Consider the following 17,888-nt stretch of genomic DNA (forward strand, 5'->3'; position numbering starts at 1 on the left):
AAACAATAGTAACTCTACCCGAGAGTCACCCCTCTCCGTCCCGGAGAGGGGGCGGGGGTGAGGTCTTGGAGGTGTGCCGTGAGGTCAGCGCATATTCATCAAATCAATCATCAGATTAAATGCGTCCATCGACGATGGGTTGTTGATCTTCAGCGGCTTCACGATATAGCCGGAAACACCCAGCTCGGAGGCGGCCACGCGGTCTACCTTTTCGTCGGAGGTGGTGATGATAAAGCATTTCAGCCCTTTCCATTCGGGATGGCTGCGTACGGACTGCAGGAACTCGATGCCGTTCATCTTGGGCATGTTGATGTCAACCAGCGCCACGTCGGGCACGCTGCCCTCGAGCAACCGCAGGGCGTCTTCGCCGTTGCGGGCGTGTTCGAGGTGATACACGATATTCATCTTGTCCAGCGTGCGCCGGATATCGATCACGTCGAGTTCGTCGTCTTCTACCAGCAGTATGTTAATTACTTTTTCCATGAGTTTTCTTTTTCCAGGTGAATGAGAATACGCTGCCCTGCCCGGTTTCGGAGTCGAGCCGGATCTGTTCGCCGCGTGCCTCCAGGATCTTTTTTACGATCGCGAGCCCCACTCCGGTGCTTTCAACGCCTTTGCGCTCGCCGAGTGTCTGGAAGATGCCGAAGACCTTACGGTGGTAGGCCGGCGCAATGCCGGGCCCGTTGTCCTGCACGAAGAATTCATAATGCTCCGCGTATTCGTTGTGGTATACCAGGATGCGCGGTTGGATTTTGTCGTTGTACTTGATGGCGTTGCCCACGAGGTTGGAGAACACCTGGAACAGGGGCAGGCGCTCCGTGTACAGCAGCGGCAGGGCCGGCGACAGCTCGACGTGCGCACCGCTTCTGAGGTCCTGGTTGCCGATGATCTCGTGCAGCAGCTCGCCCACGTGAACCGCTTCCGGGGCCTCTTCCTCGCGGCCCACGCGCGCATAGGAAAGTATGCCGCCAATGAGGCTCTCGCCGCGCTCCAGGCGCCCCTTGATCAGGTTGAGGTACTCTTTCACCTTGGGCGAAAGCTCCGACTCGTGGTCTTCCTCGATCCACGACACCACATTGCCGATGCCGCGGAGGGGCGACTTGAGGTCGTGCGACACGATGTGTGCAAACTGGTCGAGCTCAGCGTTCTTGCGTTTGAGTTCCGAGATGTTGGTGTCGAGGGTGCGGGCCATGTGGTTGAGCGAAACCGCCAGGTGCCCGAGCTCGTCGCGGCCGGGCTCCACCTGGGCCTTGTAGTTGCCGGCGGCAATCGTGTCGGCCATCCGCACCATGCGTTGCAGGCGCGTGGCGATGATGCGGGTAACCGAGCCGGCGATCAGCAGCCCGATGACGATCGATACAAGCGTAAGTGTAAAAGAAAGGCGTCGTGTAGACGCGATACTGGCCGCGAGTTGCAGCCGGCTTTCCTCGCGCCGCCGGTATTCGTTGTTGATAAAGTTTCGGATATCATCCTGCAGGTCTTCGGCAACGTTGCCTTTCACAACGGCGGGAAACTGGCTGCGGTACAGCACCAGCAGGGCTTTGTCGCCACCGGTGGCCGCATTCTGCCGCGCGGTGTGGAGGATGTTGCCGAACTCCGCGCTCCAGCGCCGGTTGAGTGCATCGATGCGGTTGAGCGCGGGAAGCTGTGTTTTGTCGGCGATGCTGGTCAGCTCGCGGATGATGGCATTGTTTTCCTGTGCGGTGGTGTCGAAGGTTTCAATGAAGCTGCGCTCCCCGGTTAGAAAGTAGGCGCGCATGCTGCTGATGATGTTGAGGATATTGCGCGAGAAGCGGTTGCTCTGCCGCACCATGGTCGTAGAGCGCTGGAAGAACTCCGTGTTCTCCTTCACCCGCTCCGTCTGCCGGTAGTTCATCCAGGTAGTGAGGGAAAACAGGAGCAATATGAACAGGAAGCCGAAAAATATCAGCTGGGCAATCTTCATGTAGTGGCGAAAAGGGTAGCTGCAAAGTTCCGCCGCATGGCCGCCGGCGGGGCGGATTGCCTGTTAGAATACGATTAAAAGGGGAAAGGCGGTACTGCTGCCCGCAGGCACGCTTCCGCCAACAATGCCCGACCTTTGTTGTTTAATAAGCTATGGCAACGATCCTCATCACCGGTGGCACCGGCACCATCGGCAGCGCGCTTTCCCGGGCCCTCCTCGACGCGGGGCATTCCGTTATCGTGCTTACCCGTGGCGGCGGGGAGCGCTCCATTAACGCGCGGCTGCGCTTCGCCCAATGGGATGTGCTCAAAGGCAGCATCGACCGCGACGCGTTGGCCGAAGCCGATGCCGTGGTGCACCTGGCCGGCGCCAATGTGGCCGACGGCCGCTGGACCGAAAAGCGCAAGCAGGAGATCGTGCGCAGCCGCGTAGACAGCGGCAACCTGCTCGTGCAGGCCCTGCGCGATCTTCCCAACAAGGTACAAACAGTCATCAGCGCATCGGCCATCGGCTGGTATGGCCCCGACCCGCAGGTGCCCAACCCGCGGCCTTTCATGGAGACGGACGCTGCCGCCAGTGACACCTTCCTTGGCAGCACCTGCCAGCAGTGGGAGAGTGCCATCCGCCCCGTGGAGGGCCTCGGCAAGCGCCTCGTCATCGCCCGCATCGGCATCATGCTGTCGCGCGCCGGCGGCGCCTATGCCGAGTTCCGCAAGCCAATGCGCTTCGGCCTGGCGCCCGTCATGGGTAGCGGTAAGCAAGTGGTGAGCTGGATCCATATCGGCGACCTCGTCCGCTTTTTCATCAACGCTATCGAGGATACGCGCTTCTCGGGCGTATACAATGCGGTGGCACCGGCACCAGTAACCAATGCCGCCCTGGTGAAAGCCATCGCTGCGGCCAAAGGCGGGCTCGCAGTGCCCCTGCCCGCGCCGGCTTTTGCGCTCAAGGCCGCCCTCGGCGAGATGAGCGTGGAAGTACTCAAAAGCGCTACGGTGAGCAGCCGGAAGCTGCAGGAAACGGGCTTTCATTTTCTTTACCCGGATATAGCTAGCGCGGCGAGGAACCTGGAGGGGCGGTAGACTCTCCGGCCGCCGCTTCGCCAATAAATACAAAAAGCCCGCAAAGCGGGCTTTTTGTATTCTGACCTTTACTGCGCTACTAGAACGTCTTTACAGGCGTATCCTTCTGCTTGAACAGCGCCGGGTCGGCCTTGGCGGGATCGCCCTGCAGCACCCAGCTGATGTTGGTCACGTACTTGTTGAACACCCGGTTAAGGTCCTGCAGCGACACCTTCTTCATGTCTTCGGCGATGGTAAGCGCGCGGCGCCAGTTGCCGTGCACCGCCTCGTTCTGGGCCAGCGCCGCGGCCTGTTCGGCATTGGTTTCCTGCCGGTACCATACTTGGGCGAGGTAGCCGGTCTTGATGTTGCGCAGCTCGTCCTCGGTAAAGCCCTCGCGGCGGATCTTGTCAATCAGTTGGCGGGCGGTGATGACGTACTTATTCGGCTCCGTGGTAGACGCAAACAGCACCGAGAAGGGCGTCAGGCCACCGCTGAACCAGGTGGCGGGTGCATAGGAGAGCCCGTTGTTGGACCGTATTTCTACAAAGTGGCGGGTATAGAAGATGCGCATGGCCAGCACGAAAGCGTTGTAGTCGGGGGAGCCGGGCTGCGGGCCGGCGGAGATGCCCTGCACGTAGTTGGTGGCGAGGTCTTTCTTCACCGGCGTAAAGGTGTTGGCGGCAGCGGTGAAGCTTTGCTTCTGGAGGTGCAGCGGCGGCCCGGCGGGGATGCGATCGAGCAGGGCCTTCATCTGGCTTTCGAGCTCGGCGCGGTCGATGTCGCCCACCACCACGATGGCGATACGGCCGCGGTGCAGCAGCTTTTTATAATAGGCTTTGGCGGCGGCGGCCGTGAGCTTGCTCACCGTGGCTTCCGTACCGATCGGCTCGCGGGCATAGGCTGTACCGGCAAAAGCCGTGCGGCGCGCCAGGCGGTCCACGTCGTCGTCGGGCTGCGAGTTGCGCGAGCGGATCATCGTCAGCTGGTCCTGCCGGATGCGGGCGAACTCTTTCTCTTCGAAGCGCGGCGTCGTCAGCGCGTCCACGTACAGCGGCCACACTTTGCGGAGGTCGCTCTTAATGCAGTTCATGCGGAAGGTGGCGTAGTCCATCCCGCTCTCACCGCCCATCTGCGCCGAAACGGCGTCGAGCGCGTTCTTGAACGTGTTCTTGTCCATCGCCGTGGTGCCGCATTCGGTGAGCGCAGTCATCGCCAGCGTTTCGATGCCGGCGGTTTCATTGCTGTAGTTCTGTACGCCGCCCTTGATCACTGTCCGTATTTCTACAATGTCGTTCCCGCTGGGCTGCACGATCACCTTCACACCGTTGATGTTCATTTCATATGCCTTGCCCATTTGTGCCGGCAGCAGGGTCGGCGCCAGCAGGCAAAGCAGGATCAGTAGCTTTTTCATATCGATCGGTTGTGCTTAGTTTTTGAAAAATGTTTCGGGTTGCGCGGCTTTTGCCATTTCCTCGTTGATGATGAGGCCGGCTACGAAGGGCTTGCCTACGATATAGCGGCGGGCATAGGCGGCCAGGTCGTCGAGGGTGACGCGCATCAGGTTCTGCTCGTAGTCTGTATAGTACTCGAGCGAAGTGCTGGCCCACTGGTAGGAGAGCTGGCCGGGCAGCGACGAGGGCTTTTCCCTGCTCCGGATGAGGTCGCGGCGGATCACCTCGCGGGCGGTCTGCAGCTGCTCCTGGGTAAAGTAGCCGGGTGTGGCAAACTGGCTGATCTGCTTCATCGCCTCGTTGTAGCACTCTTTGATCTTTTCCGGGTTCGGGATCACGTAGGCCTCGATGGGACCGGTGAAGTGATTGGTGGTGTATTGCAGGCTGGCCCAGGAGGCAAGTCCCTTATCCACCAGTGCCTGCTGCCAGCGCGAGGCGTTGAGGCGCAGCACGGCCGAGAACACGTCGGCAATGACGGTGCCGGCTGAGTCTTCCTGGTACGAAGGGCCCTGCCAGCTGAAGATGATATAAGGCGTGTTTGCGATCGACGACTTCTTGATGAAGTACTCCGTTTTCTCCAGCGGCCGGAAGGCCGGGATGGGATATTTCTGCATCGGGTCGAAGCCGCTGTGCTGCCAGTCGCCCCAGATCTTTTTAGCAAGCGTGAAGGCCTGGTCGGGCTTTACATCGCCGGCGATGATGAGGAGCGAGTTGTTGGGGTGATAGTATTTGTCTTTGATCACCATCATCTTTTCGGGCGTGGCCGTGTTGATGATATCGTGCTCGCCGATGGGGTTCTTGCGGGTGAAGAGCTCGCCCCAGAGGCGCTTCTGCGACTCGTACCAGATCTGGAAGCCCGGGTCGCTCTCGGCGCGCTGAAACTCACCGTCCACCACCGGTCGCTCCTTGGTCATGTCTTCGGCGCGGTAGATGGGATAGCGCATGGCTGCGTTCATAAAGCGCAGGCCGGCATCAAGAGAATCTTTATCAAACGTGAAGAAGTAGTTGACGCGCTCCACATTGGTGGTACCGTTCCAGATGGCGCCAAGCTCTTCGGTTCGTCGCAGGAACTTTTCCTGGTCGGGGTAGTCCTTGTTGGCCTTGAAGAACATGTGCTCGAACAGGTGGGAAAGGCCGCTGTACTCGGGCCCTTCGGTGTAGGCGCCGTTCTTAACGGCGATCTCGATGGTGGCCAGCGGCACCTTGTGGTTTTCAATCACCACAACCTCGAGCCCGTTGTCAAATTTTTGCCAGTGATAGTTCGGCGGAAGCCGGCGCTGCGCCTGCGCAGAAAGGCAGGTGGCGCCCAGCAGAAGCAGGAGCCATGAATATTTCATAAATGTGGTTTTGGATAAGTAAAAGTTACAAAGAAGGTGGAATAAGAAAAAGAAGGTTTTTCACCGCGAAGAAAAGAAGTTGAAGAAGCGTTTCGCTAAGGAATACATTAGAAAAGGTCCCGCCGCAGGCGGGACCTTTTACGTAACAACTTAGCGTAACAACTTCTTTTCTTTTTCTCTTTGCGGTGAAAAACCTTCTTCCCCTTCCGAACCTTATTGATGGGGCCAATGAAAGATATTGCTGAAGTCGCCCACGATGGCCCTGCCAGCGCGCCAGCGGAGGCGGTGCAGGTCGAGGGCGGCGATGTCTCCGGGGAGCACGCGGCGGTGCATGGGGTGCATGGTGCCGCCGGTGAGGCCAGCCGGCTTGGTGGGGTCGTACTGGTACTCGGGGTCTACCAGGGTGCCGCGGGGATACATAATGCCGGGACGACCCTTGCCGCGCAGGTCGAGGTCATGCGGGTGGTCGAGGCCGAGGGTGTGGCCAAACTCGTGGGCGGCGGTGGTCCAGCCGGGCAGCAGGTTGTCGCGCTTGAAGAAGCCCGTGTTGCAGCCGAGACCGTCGACGAATGAGATGTTGCCGTCGACGTACTCCTCGATGCGGAAGTAGTTGTTGCGCGGGTCGGTGTTGGTCAGCACCTCCAGCTCGGAAATATCGGGGCGCCATTCGGCCGTGATGACGAAGCGGGGGCGGTATTCCCTTCCTTCAAAACGGACATATGCTTCCGGCTCGTTCCACATCGCCCCGATCTCATTCCGTATTTGTACGGTGAGGTCCGCGTCGGCAGCGCTGCCGTAGGTGATGATGTGCGCCGCTATTTCAATGATGTCGTCTTGTATCAGTGATGCTTCGCCCACGGTTAGCCCTTGATGGTGATGCGTAAAATCAGGCAACGCGATTTCTAAAAAACCTTCGTGCCGAGGCGCAGGTTCACGACCTGGCTTTCCGGCGTGATGCCATAGGCAACGGTGATGGCGAAGCGGTTGAAAGGCGCCATCATAATACCGCCGCCGAAGCCGGTATGCCAGGTGTTCGAGTTTTCGCCCGGCACCCACACCCGCCCGTCGTCGAAGAAGCCGATGATGCCGGCCTTGCCGTTGAAGAGCCAGCTGTGGAAGTCCCACAGGAAGCGGAGCTCGTTCTGGTTGTAGGCCACCGTCTTGCCGTAAAAGCGCTCGCGCTTGAAGCCCCGCAGGCTGGCGCCGCCGCCGAGGGTGGGCAGCTGGTAGAACTCGGGGTCTCCGTCCACGGTAGCGGCGCCGCCGTGCAGCACCAGCGAGATCACCCGCGTCAGCGGTATGTACCCCGTGGCCATAGCTTCGTAGCGCTGGAAGGAGCGATCCGTATGGTTTGTATTCACGGTGTGCCGCGCCAGGGCGCCGAAGGAGAAGCCTTTGGTGGGAACAACTTCGTTGTTGACGGAATGGAAACCGTAATACAGCGTGGCATTGCCGAAAGACTGGTGCTGCAGGGTCTGGCTTTGCGTCAGCGGCAGCACTTTGCCCGAATAGCCGGTGTCGTTGAGCACGCGGATATTGTCATACCCGAAAGAAAAGCCCACCCGGTGATGCCGGCCGATGGGGCGTTCCAGGCCGGCACTGGCGGCGGCTTCCTCGGTGAGCAACTGGTAGAAGTTGCGGGTTTTGTTTTCAAACACGGTTTCGTTGCCGATGCCGAAGAAATAGTGCTTCAGCTTCTGGTCGTAGCGCGCATTGAGCAGCACGTTCCATTGGCCGATCACCTGGTTGAAAATGCCGTAATAATCACCGCCTACCGAGCCGCGCGAGAACGAGTAGTTGAACCGAAGGCGCTGCTCCCAGCTGAAGGGCTCCTTGCGGAAGTGGTAGCGGCGGTAGATATACCCGACGTTGAAGTAAATACCGCGCAGGTTGCTGTAGCTCGGGAACTTGATGGCGTGGCCCGTATTGGGCTTAAAGGCCTTGTATTCGTAGTGGTTGATGGCCGTATCCGAAGACAGCTTTTGCTTCATCGGGCCGCTGAGCGCATCGCCGGGGTTGTCGTATGTAACGACGCGCCTGCCGCTGCCGGCCACCGACACGGTGTCGGGGTCGGCGCTGCCGATGACGCGCACCTGGATCTTCCGGTTGCCGCCGACGTGGAAGGCGTCGGCGCCGGTGAGCCCGAAGAGGCGGATCTCGTGCGTCTCACCCGGGTTGAAGTTGCGGCTATAGTAGGGTGTTGCCGCGCCGGCGCCATACACATCCACCTGCAGGCCGCCGTTGGCGCCGTCGATCACCTCGAAGCGGTCCGCGCTGTGGGTGCCCACGATGTCTACGTCTTTCGAGATGTAGGAAGCGTATTTCTCCGCCCAGGCGCGGAGGTGACCGCGCCGGCTTTTAAGCTTGGCGATGATGTTGGGGCCGGAGTATTGGAAGATGGAGTCGGGCAACTGGTGCACGGAGCGCTCGATGAGGTCGTCGGTGAGGCGCTGCTGCAACTCTTCGGCGATGGCCACCCAGCGGCTCGTGGGCACTTCGTTGGCCAGCTGCCGGTCGATATAGCGGGCGGGGAAGTTGTATTTCTTCAGGTTTTTGATATCGCCCTCGAAGGACTGCAGCACTTCGAGCTCCTCGGGCGAGGTGACGATGAAGGGAATAAGGCCATCGAAGAGGGCGAAGGCCTGGTCGCGGTCGCGGGGGATGGGGCGGTATACGGTGCGGCCGCCTTCGTCGAACTGCGCCCAGCGCCACTGGTCGTCGTGGCGGCCCCAGTCGCCGAGGAACATATCGAAGAGCCGGGCGCGCACGAAGGCCTCGCCGTCAACGCGGCGACGCGGGTCCTGGCGGAGACGCTCGTAGAGCTTCTCGGTGCCGATCACGTTTTTCGAATTGCCGAAGTTGGGCGCGGTGCTTTCGTCTTCGTCGGGGCGCTCCTCGAAGAGGCAGAGCAGGTTGGCGAAGGTGCTCCGGTACTGGCCGAGGCGCGGGTCGTCGGGCACCAGCATGATGGCGGGGCGGGTGTGGTAGATGCCGGCGGCATCGGCCAGCATGGGCACGGTAAGTGCCGCATAGGGATGCCCGCTCGACACCTGGTCTTTGGCGAGGCGCTCCACGAAGGTGCCGTGTGTGATCTCGGGCAGGGCGCCGCCATAGTTCTTATCTACCGAGCGCAGCACGTACTGGCGGCCCTGCGCGTCTTTAAGGCGGAGCGTTTTCGTTTGCCGGCCGCCGCCCTGCTCCACCGGGGTGAGGCCACCGAGGGTATCCATGCTCAGCACGGGCACCCAGGTAGGCTGGGCCCACTCATTGCGGTAGTGACGGCCCAGCAGGAAGCGGTGCGTCTTACCGTTCTTGTATTCGGGGCCGGCCACCACGCGGGCGCGGGGCGGCTGGCCCGTGGGGCCTTCCAGCACGGTTGTTTGCTGCGCGCCGGCGAGCAGCGGAGCGGCAAAGAGCAGAAGGAAGAACTGTGTCTTTAGCAAGGCGGAGCTTCGGTTCATGATGACGGTTTCTAAGGGCTATTGCTAAAAAACAGTGCCAGCACACCCGTTTAGGGCGCCTTCCTACATTTAGAGAAACCCATCGCCATGATCCCGATCCGCAAGGAAGACAGCCGCCGGGAGGTGTTCGATCTCTACGATGACTATGCGCACAGCCGCATCGACCGGCGGCGCTTTGTGCAGCAGCTCGGCACCTATGCCGTGAGCGGGCTTACCGGCCGGCGCTAATGAGCTTCCTGAGTCGTTGAATGCATCGCTCAGGCCCGCAACACGTAACCCATACCCACCAACGTGTGAATGAGTTTTTCCGGAAAGGGCTTGTCTACCTTGCCGCGCAGGTAAGAGATATACACGTCGATGTAATTGGTGTTGGTTTCGAAGTTGATCTCCCACACATGAAAGGCGATATCTGCGCGGCTGACCACGCGGTTGGCATTGCGCACGAGGAACTCGAGGAGCTGGAATTCCTTTGCCGTCAGGCGGATTGGTTGACCGCCGCGCATCGCTTCGCGGGTGTTGAGGTCGAGCACAAGGTCGGCGGCGACAAGTTGCAGCTCCGGCTCCTGGCGCGTAGCGGCGCGGCGGAGGATGGCGCCTACCTTAAGCCGCAGCTCGCGGAACTCGAAGGGCTTTACCATGTAGTCGTCGGCGCCGGCCGAATAGCCCTTCACCTTGTCTTCGAGCTGGCCCAGGGCGGTGAGCATGATCACCGGCACCTGCGGGCGCAGCGAGCGGATTGATGCGCAGAGACTATAACCGTTTTGTTTCGGCAGGTTGATATCCAGCAGCACCAGGTCGAACTGCCCGGACTGGAACTCCAGCCATCCCTGTATGCCGTCGGATGCGACGGACACCTGGTGCCCTTCTTCCCGGAGGCCCTGGGCGAGGGCCTGCGCCAGGCGCGTCTCGTCTTCTACGATCAGGATCGCTTGCTCACTCATGGTTGCAAAGTACAGGCTGATGGCGGCGGCATGGCTCCCGCCGGTCCGAATTAACAGGGGTTGAAGGATATTCTAATTGGCCTTTAATCGCCGTTGCCTGATTCAATTGCCGGCAGTTGTACCGGGCAGTGTCTTGCCTTCCGGCTGCGCGTTCGCCTCTTCGAGGTAGTCGTGTTTCAGCACCTCGTAGAATGACCTGCGTGAGATGACGCGCGCCGCCAGTCCGGCAAACAGTGCGGCCAGCAGCAGGTGGAAGATGACGCTGTGGCGGTCGGTCATTTCCAGCACCAGGATGGCCGAAGTGAAGGGTGTTTGCGTAACGCCGGTAAGAAAGGCCACCATGCCGCAGAGGATGAGGATATTGGCGTTGCTGCCCACGAGGTGCAGCAGGCCCGCGCACAGTGAGCCCACGGCGGCGCCCCCGGAAAGCGAAGGCGCGAAAACGCCGCCCGCGGCACGGGTGTTGAAGCACAGCACGGGCCCCAGCATGCGGGCCAGCACCGTGCTGATACCGCAATGCTTATCGGCCGTGAACAAGGTGCGGTTGAGCAGGTCCTTGCCCGAGCCGAGCACCTGTTCGTCCACGAAATAAGCGATGCCCGCAAACAGCAGCCCGGCCAGCACGACAAAAGCGACGGTTTGCACCGGGTTGAGCCGCTTCTTCCAGCGCATGACGGCAAGGATGGCGCGGCACATAAGGGCGCCGGCGGCGCCGGCAACCACGGCTACGAAGATGACGCCCAGGAAGATCTTGGGCCCGAGGCCGCTGACGTCGGGATAACCCAGGTACAGGTAGGGGCCGAGGAAGCCCTGCGCAGCGAGCCCAGCAATGATGACCGAGGTGAACAGGGCGGTGCGGAAAAAGCGGACGTGGATGCGGGCCAGTTCTTCCATGCCGAACACGAGCCCGCCGAGCGGGGTGTTGAAGGCGGCGGCGAGGCCGGCGGCAGCGCCGGTGAGCAGGAAGCTCTGGCGCGAAAGGCCGGTCCAGGCCCTGGGCACCCAGTTGCTGATGGTGTTGAAGATGGAGCCCACGATCTGGATGGTGGGGCCTTCGCGGCCGATAGCGCCGCCGCCCACCACCATCAGCAGGCTGGAGAGTACCTTGGTGAGGAGAATGCGGATGCTGAGGAGGCGGGAGATCTTTTCTTCGTGGCCCGGCTGCGACAGCTCGATGGCGGCCATCACCTGCGGGATGCCGCTGCCGCGCGCACCCGGGGCAAAAAGCCGAACGGCGCCCCAGGCGAGCAGGAAGAAGGAGGGGGCGAGGATGAAGATCATCCAGGGCTGCTGCCGCAGCTCGTAGTGCAAAACGCTTTCGCAGAGACCGAATAGCCTGGTGTAGGCCACTGCCACCAGCCCCGTGAGCAGGGAGGCGATCCAGAGCGGCAGGGCTTGCCGCGCGTGCGCACCCACGCGGATCTGCAACAGGTTTTGTAAGGGTCCACCAGCCTTGCTCCTCATTTTTCTCCAGGTAAATCGCGGCATGAGCCGCAAAATTACCCGCGGGACGGGCGGGCGCGGGTAAGCTGCGGGAAATCTAATCGGGTTCTCATGTAGCGGAGCCCATTTCTTTGCGGCCGGCATGGCTTCGGTCCTCCGCTCCGTCCCGAAGCCACGGGAAGGCCCTCGCAATGACGGCTTACCGGGAAACCGCACAATAAAAGCCGGGATGGAAATCCCGGCTCAGTTGTCTCTATTAATTAACCAAAACGTGTGACCGTGATCCGGCGCCCGCTTCACCAATGGCGCCGGCACGCGCAGCCTTGCGGTCGGTTTCGCGGCGCACGATGAAATAGGTTTCGATGAATTGCTGGTCTTCGGTGAGGCCTTCTGCTTGGGCATCGGGCAGCACGTAGATGCCCCGCACCTTTTTTTACAAGTGCTTCGGTCAGGCGGTAGAGCCCACCAATGGCGTCACCTCTTTGGAGCCTTTCCGCTATGAGTATAAGGCCCGGGATCAGATCCGGACTTTATGATTCGGTATTTGCCTGGCTTTCGGAATCTGTCCGGGGCTGCCGGCGCCGGTTGTATTCTTCCTGGAGTGTCTTGAAGGCATTGTGCAGCCGGTTGATTACATCATAAGGAAGGCCACCTGCAAAGGCATTTTCAAGTTCTACCTTGCTCCGGGCAAGGGCGGCTTCCAATTCGGCGTCATTAAAATGATCAAACAAGATTGTAAGGGTTAAGGGCGAAAAAGGGGCCACGAAACTAAACAAACATTAACATCCGCAAAGTTTTCGCCGATAGGAAAACCCTTAACTGGCCTGCTTTGGGTTGTATTTGTCTACTTTGGGACGCCCTTAGCTACTACCCAACAAGATGAACATACGAAAGCAGGTGCTTTATGCCGATGATGATCCTGATGACCAGGACATCATGAAACAGCTTTTCCTGGAATACCCGGAATTGGATCTCCACACCTTCGGTGATGGCATCGATCTTATTGCCCACCTTTTGCAGCAAAAGTCTCAGGTTGGCCTCGTAATACTGGATCATGACATGCCGGCTTTTTCCGGAAAGGAAACCCTGCAACGCATCCGGCTTTTACTCCCTGATATTGAGTTGCCGGTAATTCTATATACGACAACGCTATCGCCCGTGCTCGACGCGCAGACGGCCGCATTGGGTGGAATCTCGTTTAAAAGGCCAACCTCTTTTTCAGAAACAAGAGAAAACCTTAAAAAGATGGTACAGTATTGTGAATAGAATAATCGGAGTCTACTCCTGAAGTAACTCCGGCCACTGCCTCGGCAGTAGCTAAGGAAACGGCCCCGGTTTTAACCGGGGCCTATTTACTGACAAATAGCCGGGATCAGTTACGCAGCGACCCGTTTTGAATCTGGTTCTGCAGCCGGTCGTGGCGCAGCTTCTCCTGCAGCCGGCGCAGCATCGGGTGATCCCGCATCTCTACAGGCACGATTTGCTCCTGGGGTTCTGAGGATTTTTCTTGGTTTACTGGTCTTGCGGGTCACATCGGCTGCTCTGATTCAGAAAGCGACAGCAGGCGCGTAACGATTTTTTCGTATTCGTGGTATTCGGTAGGCTTCAGGAATACGAGCTGGCGCTCATCGACTTTTCCCGTCGCCGAAGCCGGCGTCGTTGACAGGAGTGCAACGGGAATGCGTTTGAACTTCGGTTCCACTTTGAGCAGGTGGAGCGCTTCGATGCCGTCCATAACGGGCAGGTTGATGTCCAGGATGATCAGGGTAGGCAGGAACTCGTCTGCATGCAGGGCGTGAAACAGCTCCACAGGATTCGGGAAGACGGTGATGCCATAGCCAACGCCGGCGAAGGCGTCCGTCAGCAATTCAGCGTCATCCCGGTCATCCTCTACATAATAGATTTTGGTCGGGTTCATATGGGTTGGGTTGATGATCGTCTAACCCAAGATACCCAAAATGATCTTGTGTCAGACAGGGAAGCTTTGAATTTAGTGCAGGAAAAGGCTGGCATCGCATAGTCACGGGGATAACCAATTGAAAACCAGCCTTCTTGGAAGCCTGAAATTTATGTTGAGTTGCGATTACTCCTAAGGCTGCCTATGCACACCTTCCGCGAAATAATCCAGCGGGAATACGGAAATAAAAAGAGCCGGAATAATTCCGGCTCTTTCGGAGAATCAGTCTTTTCAGTGAATGAACGTAAAGCCGGCTGTGCCGTTTTTTCCCTGCAACCGCACTAAATACTGCCCCGCCGGAAGCAGTGACACTGGTATAGTAATGCTGCGCAGGCTTTCGATACGGCGCACTTCCACTACCCGTCCATCGCTTGCCAGCAGCGTCATTGTTTGCCATTTATCCTGCAAGTGGAGCCCATTGACAAACAGGTGTGTTTGCGCGGGCACCGGATACCAGCTGATGCCGTATTCGCCCGCGGAAATATTGGAAACTGCCGTGGCAGCGCCGACGCTGAAGGTTAGCGTATTGCTGTATACCGTGGCAGGCGCTACGCAGGTGGCATCGCTCGTCAACCTGCAGCGAAGTTTTGCGCCGTTAGCCGTCGGAGTGTACGTATAAGTTGCTGCGGTTGCGCCGGCTTTGTTTTGCCAGCCCAGTGCCGACGTACTATCCTGCCACTGGTATTGCGGCGCGTTGCCGGCGTTTACCAGCGCGGAGGTGATAGCGGAAGATCCTCCAACGGCGAGCGAGGTGTTCCCGCTGATGGTCATCGCTGCCTGTACGTTGGGATTGATTGTCATCCGGATGGCAAGGCTCGTATCCCAGGAATAGGACGTACAGCGGGAGCTGTCGTTGTTGGTTACCCGGAACTGAACGCGGTCCCCGTTCGTGAGGCCGCTTGTATTCCAGCTGCCCGAATTCGGCCCCGTATAATTACCGTTCACGAACCATTGCAGGAAGGGATTTGCCCCCCAGTTGGATCCCGTGGCCGAGAAAGTCACATTGGCGCCGGCGCAGGCCGGGTTCGAACTTGTCGTCACGCTCACCAGCGGCGTGGGGTAGGTGAGCTGGTTGAATTTGCGCGGCGTTGTATAAAGGCTGTTGTTCACGACACAACGGAACTTTGCCGTGCCCCAGCTGGCGGGGTAGCGCGAAATAGTAAGCGTGCCTGTCGTTGCACCAGTCACATTACTGCTATTGCTTAAATCCATGTAACCGCTGCCATTATCGCACTGCCATTGATAACTGCTGCCACCGAGGTCCGAAACAAGCTGCGCGTAGCCATTGGTGCAAATGTCAGCACTAAAGACGATGCCGAGATCGTTTCGGAAAACAGAAAGCAGTTGCTCCGTCGACGCGACCGCATAGTCAACCTTTCCATCGAGGTTGAAGTCGGCCGCGCAGACTTCATAAGGGAGCGTGGCATACGGATAGGGCGCCGACACCGGAACCAGAGGGTCGAGCAGGGTCGCGGGGGTAGCGGAGCTGTTGCGAAGCAAGTCCACGGAGCGAAAACTCCAGTTCGGGATTGCCACGTCCGGACGACCATCTCCACTGAAGTTGTCGACGGCAATTCCGTTGGTGCCCCCTGTTATTTTTTGCGCGGGCCCAGCTAAAAACGAAAACGATCCCGGCCCGGCGCTCGTATTGCGCAATACGTTGACAGAATCGTTGCTGATCATGACGATATCCATTTTCCCGTCGCCGTCAAAATCCGCAGCGCGGATCGCCCGGAAAGCAATCAGCCAGCCCGGCACCAGCGGAATGTCCAGGCGCGGTGCAAAGCTGATCGCGCCGATGGTGCTTTGGTTGCGGAATACAGAAAACCCGGTATTGGTATTGTTTGCAGAGATGGCGAGCAGATCTTTCTTTCCATCGCCGTCGAAGTCGGCTGCTACGAGGTCTTTGGTGTATCCGGCCACTGTATAATCCGTATTCGCCGAAAACGAAATATTACCCGGCGTTCCGGTGTTACGCAGTACCGAGATCTGCCGGTTATTGTAGCAGGCAACGGCAAGGTCGGGACGCCCGTCCCCGTCCAGGTCGGCGGTAGCGGTTGTATTACAGCCCTCGGATGTGGTCAGGGACAAGGAAGGGGCGAATGAAATAAGACCGGGGCTGCTTGTATTGCGCAGAACCACTACAGAATCGACATTGGTGGGCACTACGAGGTCCAGGCGGCCGTCACCGTCCATGTCGCGCAGGTACATGGTGCCGAAGCTGGAAGGCCACAGCCCCCCGACGCTTACGCCGGCGGCGAAATCGAAATTTCCGCCGGTGCTGAGGTTGCGGTAGATCACGAGCGAGTCGTAAGCGCCCATATTCCGCCGGAAGGTGAGCAGGTCCGGCTTGCCGTCTCCATCCACATCGCCGGCGGCGGCTCCTTTACAACCTAATGGGTACGAATAGGGAATGCCATAAGCATAATTAAAATTGTTCGTTGTGAAATTCGTGCTGTCCGAAAACGTGACCGAGAAAGGCAGGTTGGACGTTGCCGAAAGCCCATTGCCGCTGTGTACCACCGTGATCGGTGCATACTCCGCGCCAGCCGGAGCCTGACAGGTTATCTGCGTTGTGGAGGCTGCCGTGACGGTGGCGCGCATGCCGCCGAAGTAAACGAAATTGCCAGCCGCGCTACCGTTAAAGTTCGCGCCGGTTATCGTTACCGTAGTGCCTGCCGGCCCTCTTACCGGTGCAAAGGAATTAATAGCGGGAGCGGCGGCAACCGGCGCGGCTAAATAGGTGAATCCCGGCATAGTGATGGTGCCGGCGGGGTTGACCAGTGTAACGCTCCCGGTTGCGCCCGCTCCCACGATAGCATCGATCCGGCTATCGGAAATGACGGTAAACGAAGCTGCGGGCGTGCCGCCAAAGCGCACGGCGCTTACCGTGCTGAAGTTCGTGCCCGTGATGCGCACGCGCGTGCTGGTGCTGCCCGAGGTTGGCGTGAAGCCGGAAATGAAGGGCATTGGCGGGACGTAAAAATAAATTATCCTATCGAGGGTGTCGCTGCTGCCGCCATAGCTGACGATCAGGCGTACGGTATCGGAGGCCCGTGCAACATTGTGGCTATAGACAGGATTGTTGAGCGTGCTTACCTGCGTGCCATTGACCAGCCAGCGGTGATTGTAATAGCGCTTTGAGTAGCTGAACAATTTCACGGTGCCTGACGCCAGCACGCCAAGCGTATCGTAGGAAAAAAATGCTTTCGGAAGAATTGAGCCGCCACCGTTGGTGCTGAGTTGTATCATGTCGCGCGCACCCGCGGCCCAAAACTGTTGCGATGAGGCACATTGCAGGTCATTATTGCCGTAACCGAGGTAGGAAAAGTTATTGTCGCGGGGAACAGGCTGCCAAATCTTGCCCGAGTCGGTGGTCTTGTACACATCGTATCCATAAAGCGCATAGCCCATGCTATCGTTGGCGAATTTGAACTTGCCACCGGCAAATGGAGTGATGTCGCCGTTGTTTTGTAGCGACCAGCTAAGGGCCCCGTTGGAGGTATAGTAGACAAGCCCGTGTCCCGATGCGTCGTAGAGACTAAGCCATCCCTTCTGCCCGCTGATGAAGTGAACGTAGTTAAGCGAGGACTGCGAATTGTAGTTCGGGATGGTCATAGCCGCCCAGGAAGTGCCGCCGTTGGTGCTGCGCATGAGCCGACTCAATCCATACTGCTGGTTGAATGCGAAAATGGTTACCGCATCCGGAGACTCCACGTATGTGTATTTGTAACCCGGCGTTGTAGCGATCACCGACCAGGTCTTTCCGCGGTCAGTAGACCGAAGTATGCGGTCGGCGTCCACCGCAAAGCCGGTAGACCCGTTGTTGGGGAACGTCATGTCCATGATGCCGGTACTCAGCTGCAAACTGTTGTATTGCGAGTGAAATACCAGCTTGAAGGTGCTTCCCCCGTCAGTAGAGTAAAGGATGGCAGGCACCAAGCCATAATCCCCGTAAGCCAGCACCGTATCCTGGCTAAAGGCTTGCACGCCGCTTACCGTAAAGCCAAACGTAAGATTCACCGGGTAGCCATTATAGTTAACATTGCCTGAAGTGATCGGCCGGCGCGTGATGGTGTGACCGCTATCCGACGTATAGCCGATCCAGTCGTCGGGATAGCCCGTTGACGCTACATATCCCTGGCTGGAATTAAAAAACGAAACCTTTTGAATGTCGTTGTCGATGTTGGCAATATCAACATAGACCTTTCGTAACTGGCCTTGTGCATTAAGCGTCATGGTCAGCACAAGGGCCACGAGGAAGGATCGGATCGTAAGCATGCAGAGCT

The 17,888-nt window shown here is 58.8% G+C and carries 15 protein-coding genes; 3 read left to right on the plus strand and 12 right to left on the minus strand.

The window, feature by feature from the left end:
• Window positions 1–84: 84 nt before the first annotated feature.
• Both EPD60_RS11115 and EPD60_RS11120 read right to left on the minus strand, forming a co-directional pair.
• On the minus strand, window positions 85–483 hold the full coding sequence (locus EPD60_RS11115) for a response regulator (RefSeq protein ID WP_131449516.1): 399 nt from the start codon (window positions 481–483) through the stop codon (window positions 85–87).
• A complete protein-coding gene (locus tag EPD60_RS11120; protein WP_131449517.1) occupies window positions 467–1,945 on the minus strand; it encodes a sensor histidine kinase in 1,479 nt (492 codons plus the stop codon). The genes EPD60_RS11115 and EPD60_RS11120 overlap by 17 nt, the downstream gene beginning before the upstream one ends.
• Before the next feature lie 152 nt (window positions 1,946–2,097).
• Between EPD60_RS11120 and EPD60_RS11125 the strand changes: the two genes are divergently transcribed.
• Window positions 2,098–3,027, plus strand: a complete 930-nt coding sequence (locus EPD60_RS11125; protein WP_131449518.1) for a TIGR01777 family oxidoreductase — start codon at window positions 2,098–2,100, stop codon at window positions 3,025–3,027.
• A 79-nt stretch (window positions 3,028–3,106) separates the two neighbouring features.
• On the opposite strand, the gene EPD60_RS11130 is transcribed toward EPD60_RS11125, so the two are convergent.
• From EPD60_RS11130 to EPD60_RS11145, 4 genes are all read right to left on the minus strand, one after another.
• Window positions 3,107–4,420, minus strand: a complete 1,314-nt coding sequence (locus EPD60_RS11130; RefSeq protein ID WP_131449519.1) for a M16 family metallopeptidase — start codon at window positions 4,418–4,420, stop codon at window positions 3,107–3,109.
• A gap of 15 nt (window positions 4,421–4,435) precedes the next feature.
• Window positions 4,436–5,797, minus strand: a complete 1,362-nt coding sequence (locus EPD60_RS11135) for a M16 family metallopeptidase (RefSeq protein ID WP_131449520.1) — start codon at window positions 5,795–5,797, stop codon at window positions 4,436–4,438.
• A gap of 213 nt (window positions 5,798–6,010) precedes the next feature.
• Complete coding sequence (locus tag EPD60_RS11140) at window positions 6,011–6,655, minus strand: zinc metalloprotease (RefSeq protein WP_131449521.1); 645 nt, start codon at window positions 6,653–6,655, stop codon at window positions 6,011–6,013.
• Window positions 6,656–6,699: 44 nt separating this feature from the next.
• A complete protein-coding gene (locus EPD60_RS11145) occupies window positions 6,700–9,258 on the minus strand; it encodes a BamA/TamA family outer membrane protein (RefSeq protein ID WP_131449522.1) in 2,559 nt (852 codons plus the stop codon).
• An 87-nt stretch (window positions 9,259–9,345) separates the two neighbouring features.
• Here EPD60_RS11145 and EPD60_RS11150 point away from each other — a divergent pair, with 87 nt between their 5' ends.
• On the plus strand, window positions 9,346–9,486 hold the full coding sequence (locus tag EPD60_RS11150) for a hypothetical protein (RefSeq protein ID WP_243647815.1): 141 nt from the start codon (window positions 9,346–9,348) through the stop codon (window positions 9,484–9,486).
• A gap of 29 nt (window positions 9,487–9,515) precedes the next feature.
• Here the strand turns inward: EPD60_RS11150 and EPD60_RS11155 are convergent, their stop codons facing one another.
• From EPD60_RS11155 to EPD60_RS11165, 4 genes are all read right to left on the minus strand, one after another.
• On the minus strand, window positions 9,516–10,199 hold the full coding sequence (locus EPD60_RS11155; protein WP_131449523.1) for a response regulator transcription factor: 684 nt from the start codon (window positions 10,197–10,199) through the stop codon (window positions 9,516–9,518).
• A gap of 102 nt (window positions 10,200–10,301) precedes the next feature.
• Window positions 10,302–11,663, minus strand: a complete 1,362-nt coding sequence (locus tag EPD60_RS11160) for a chloride channel protein (protein ID WP_207896616.1) — start codon at window positions 11,661–11,663, stop codon at window positions 10,302–10,304.
• A 235-nt stretch (window positions 11,664–11,898) separates the two neighbouring features.
• Complete coding sequence (locus EPD60_RS16985; protein WP_165871509.1) at window positions 11,899–12,069, minus strand: hypothetical protein; 171 nt, start codon at window positions 12,067–12,069, stop codon at window positions 11,899–11,901.
• A gap of 103 nt (window positions 12,070–12,172) precedes the next feature.
• A complete protein-coding gene (locus EPD60_RS11165; protein ID WP_131449525.1) occupies window positions 12,173–12,373 on the minus strand; it encodes a hypothetical protein in 201 nt (66 codons plus the stop codon).
• Window positions 12,374–12,521: 148 nt separating this feature from the next.
• On the opposite strand from EPD60_RS11165, the gene EPD60_RS11170 reads away from it, so the two are divergent.
• Window positions 12,522–12,908, plus strand: coding sequence for a response regulator (locus tag EPD60_RS11170; protein WP_131449526.1), 387 nt, complete (start codon window positions 12,522–12,524; stop codon window positions 12,906–12,908).
• A 262-nt stretch (window positions 12,909–13,170) separates the two neighbouring features.
• Here EPD60_RS11170 and EPD60_RS11175 read toward each other — a convergent pair whose 3' ends face one another.
• The gene (locus tag EPD60_RS11175) at window positions 13,171–13,560 is read right to left on the minus strand and encodes a response regulator (protein ID WP_131449527.1); all 390 of its coding nucleotides are present in this window, start codon (window positions 13,558–13,560) and stop codon (window positions 13,171–13,173) included.
• Window positions 13,561–13,830: 270 nt separating this feature from the next.
• Complete coding sequence (locus EPD60_RS11180) at window positions 13,831–17,880, minus strand: FG-GAP-like repeat-containing protein (RefSeq protein WP_131449528.1); 4,050 nt, start codon at window positions 17,878–17,880, stop codon at window positions 13,831–13,833.
• Window positions 17,881–17,888 lie beyond the last annotated feature (8 nt).

It is taken from the genome of Flaviaestuariibacter flavus (assembly GCF_004337505.1).
GTDB classification, from domain to species: Bacteria; Bacteroidota; Bacteroidia; order Chitinophagales; family Chitinophagaceae; genus Flavisolibacter; species Flavisolibacter flavus.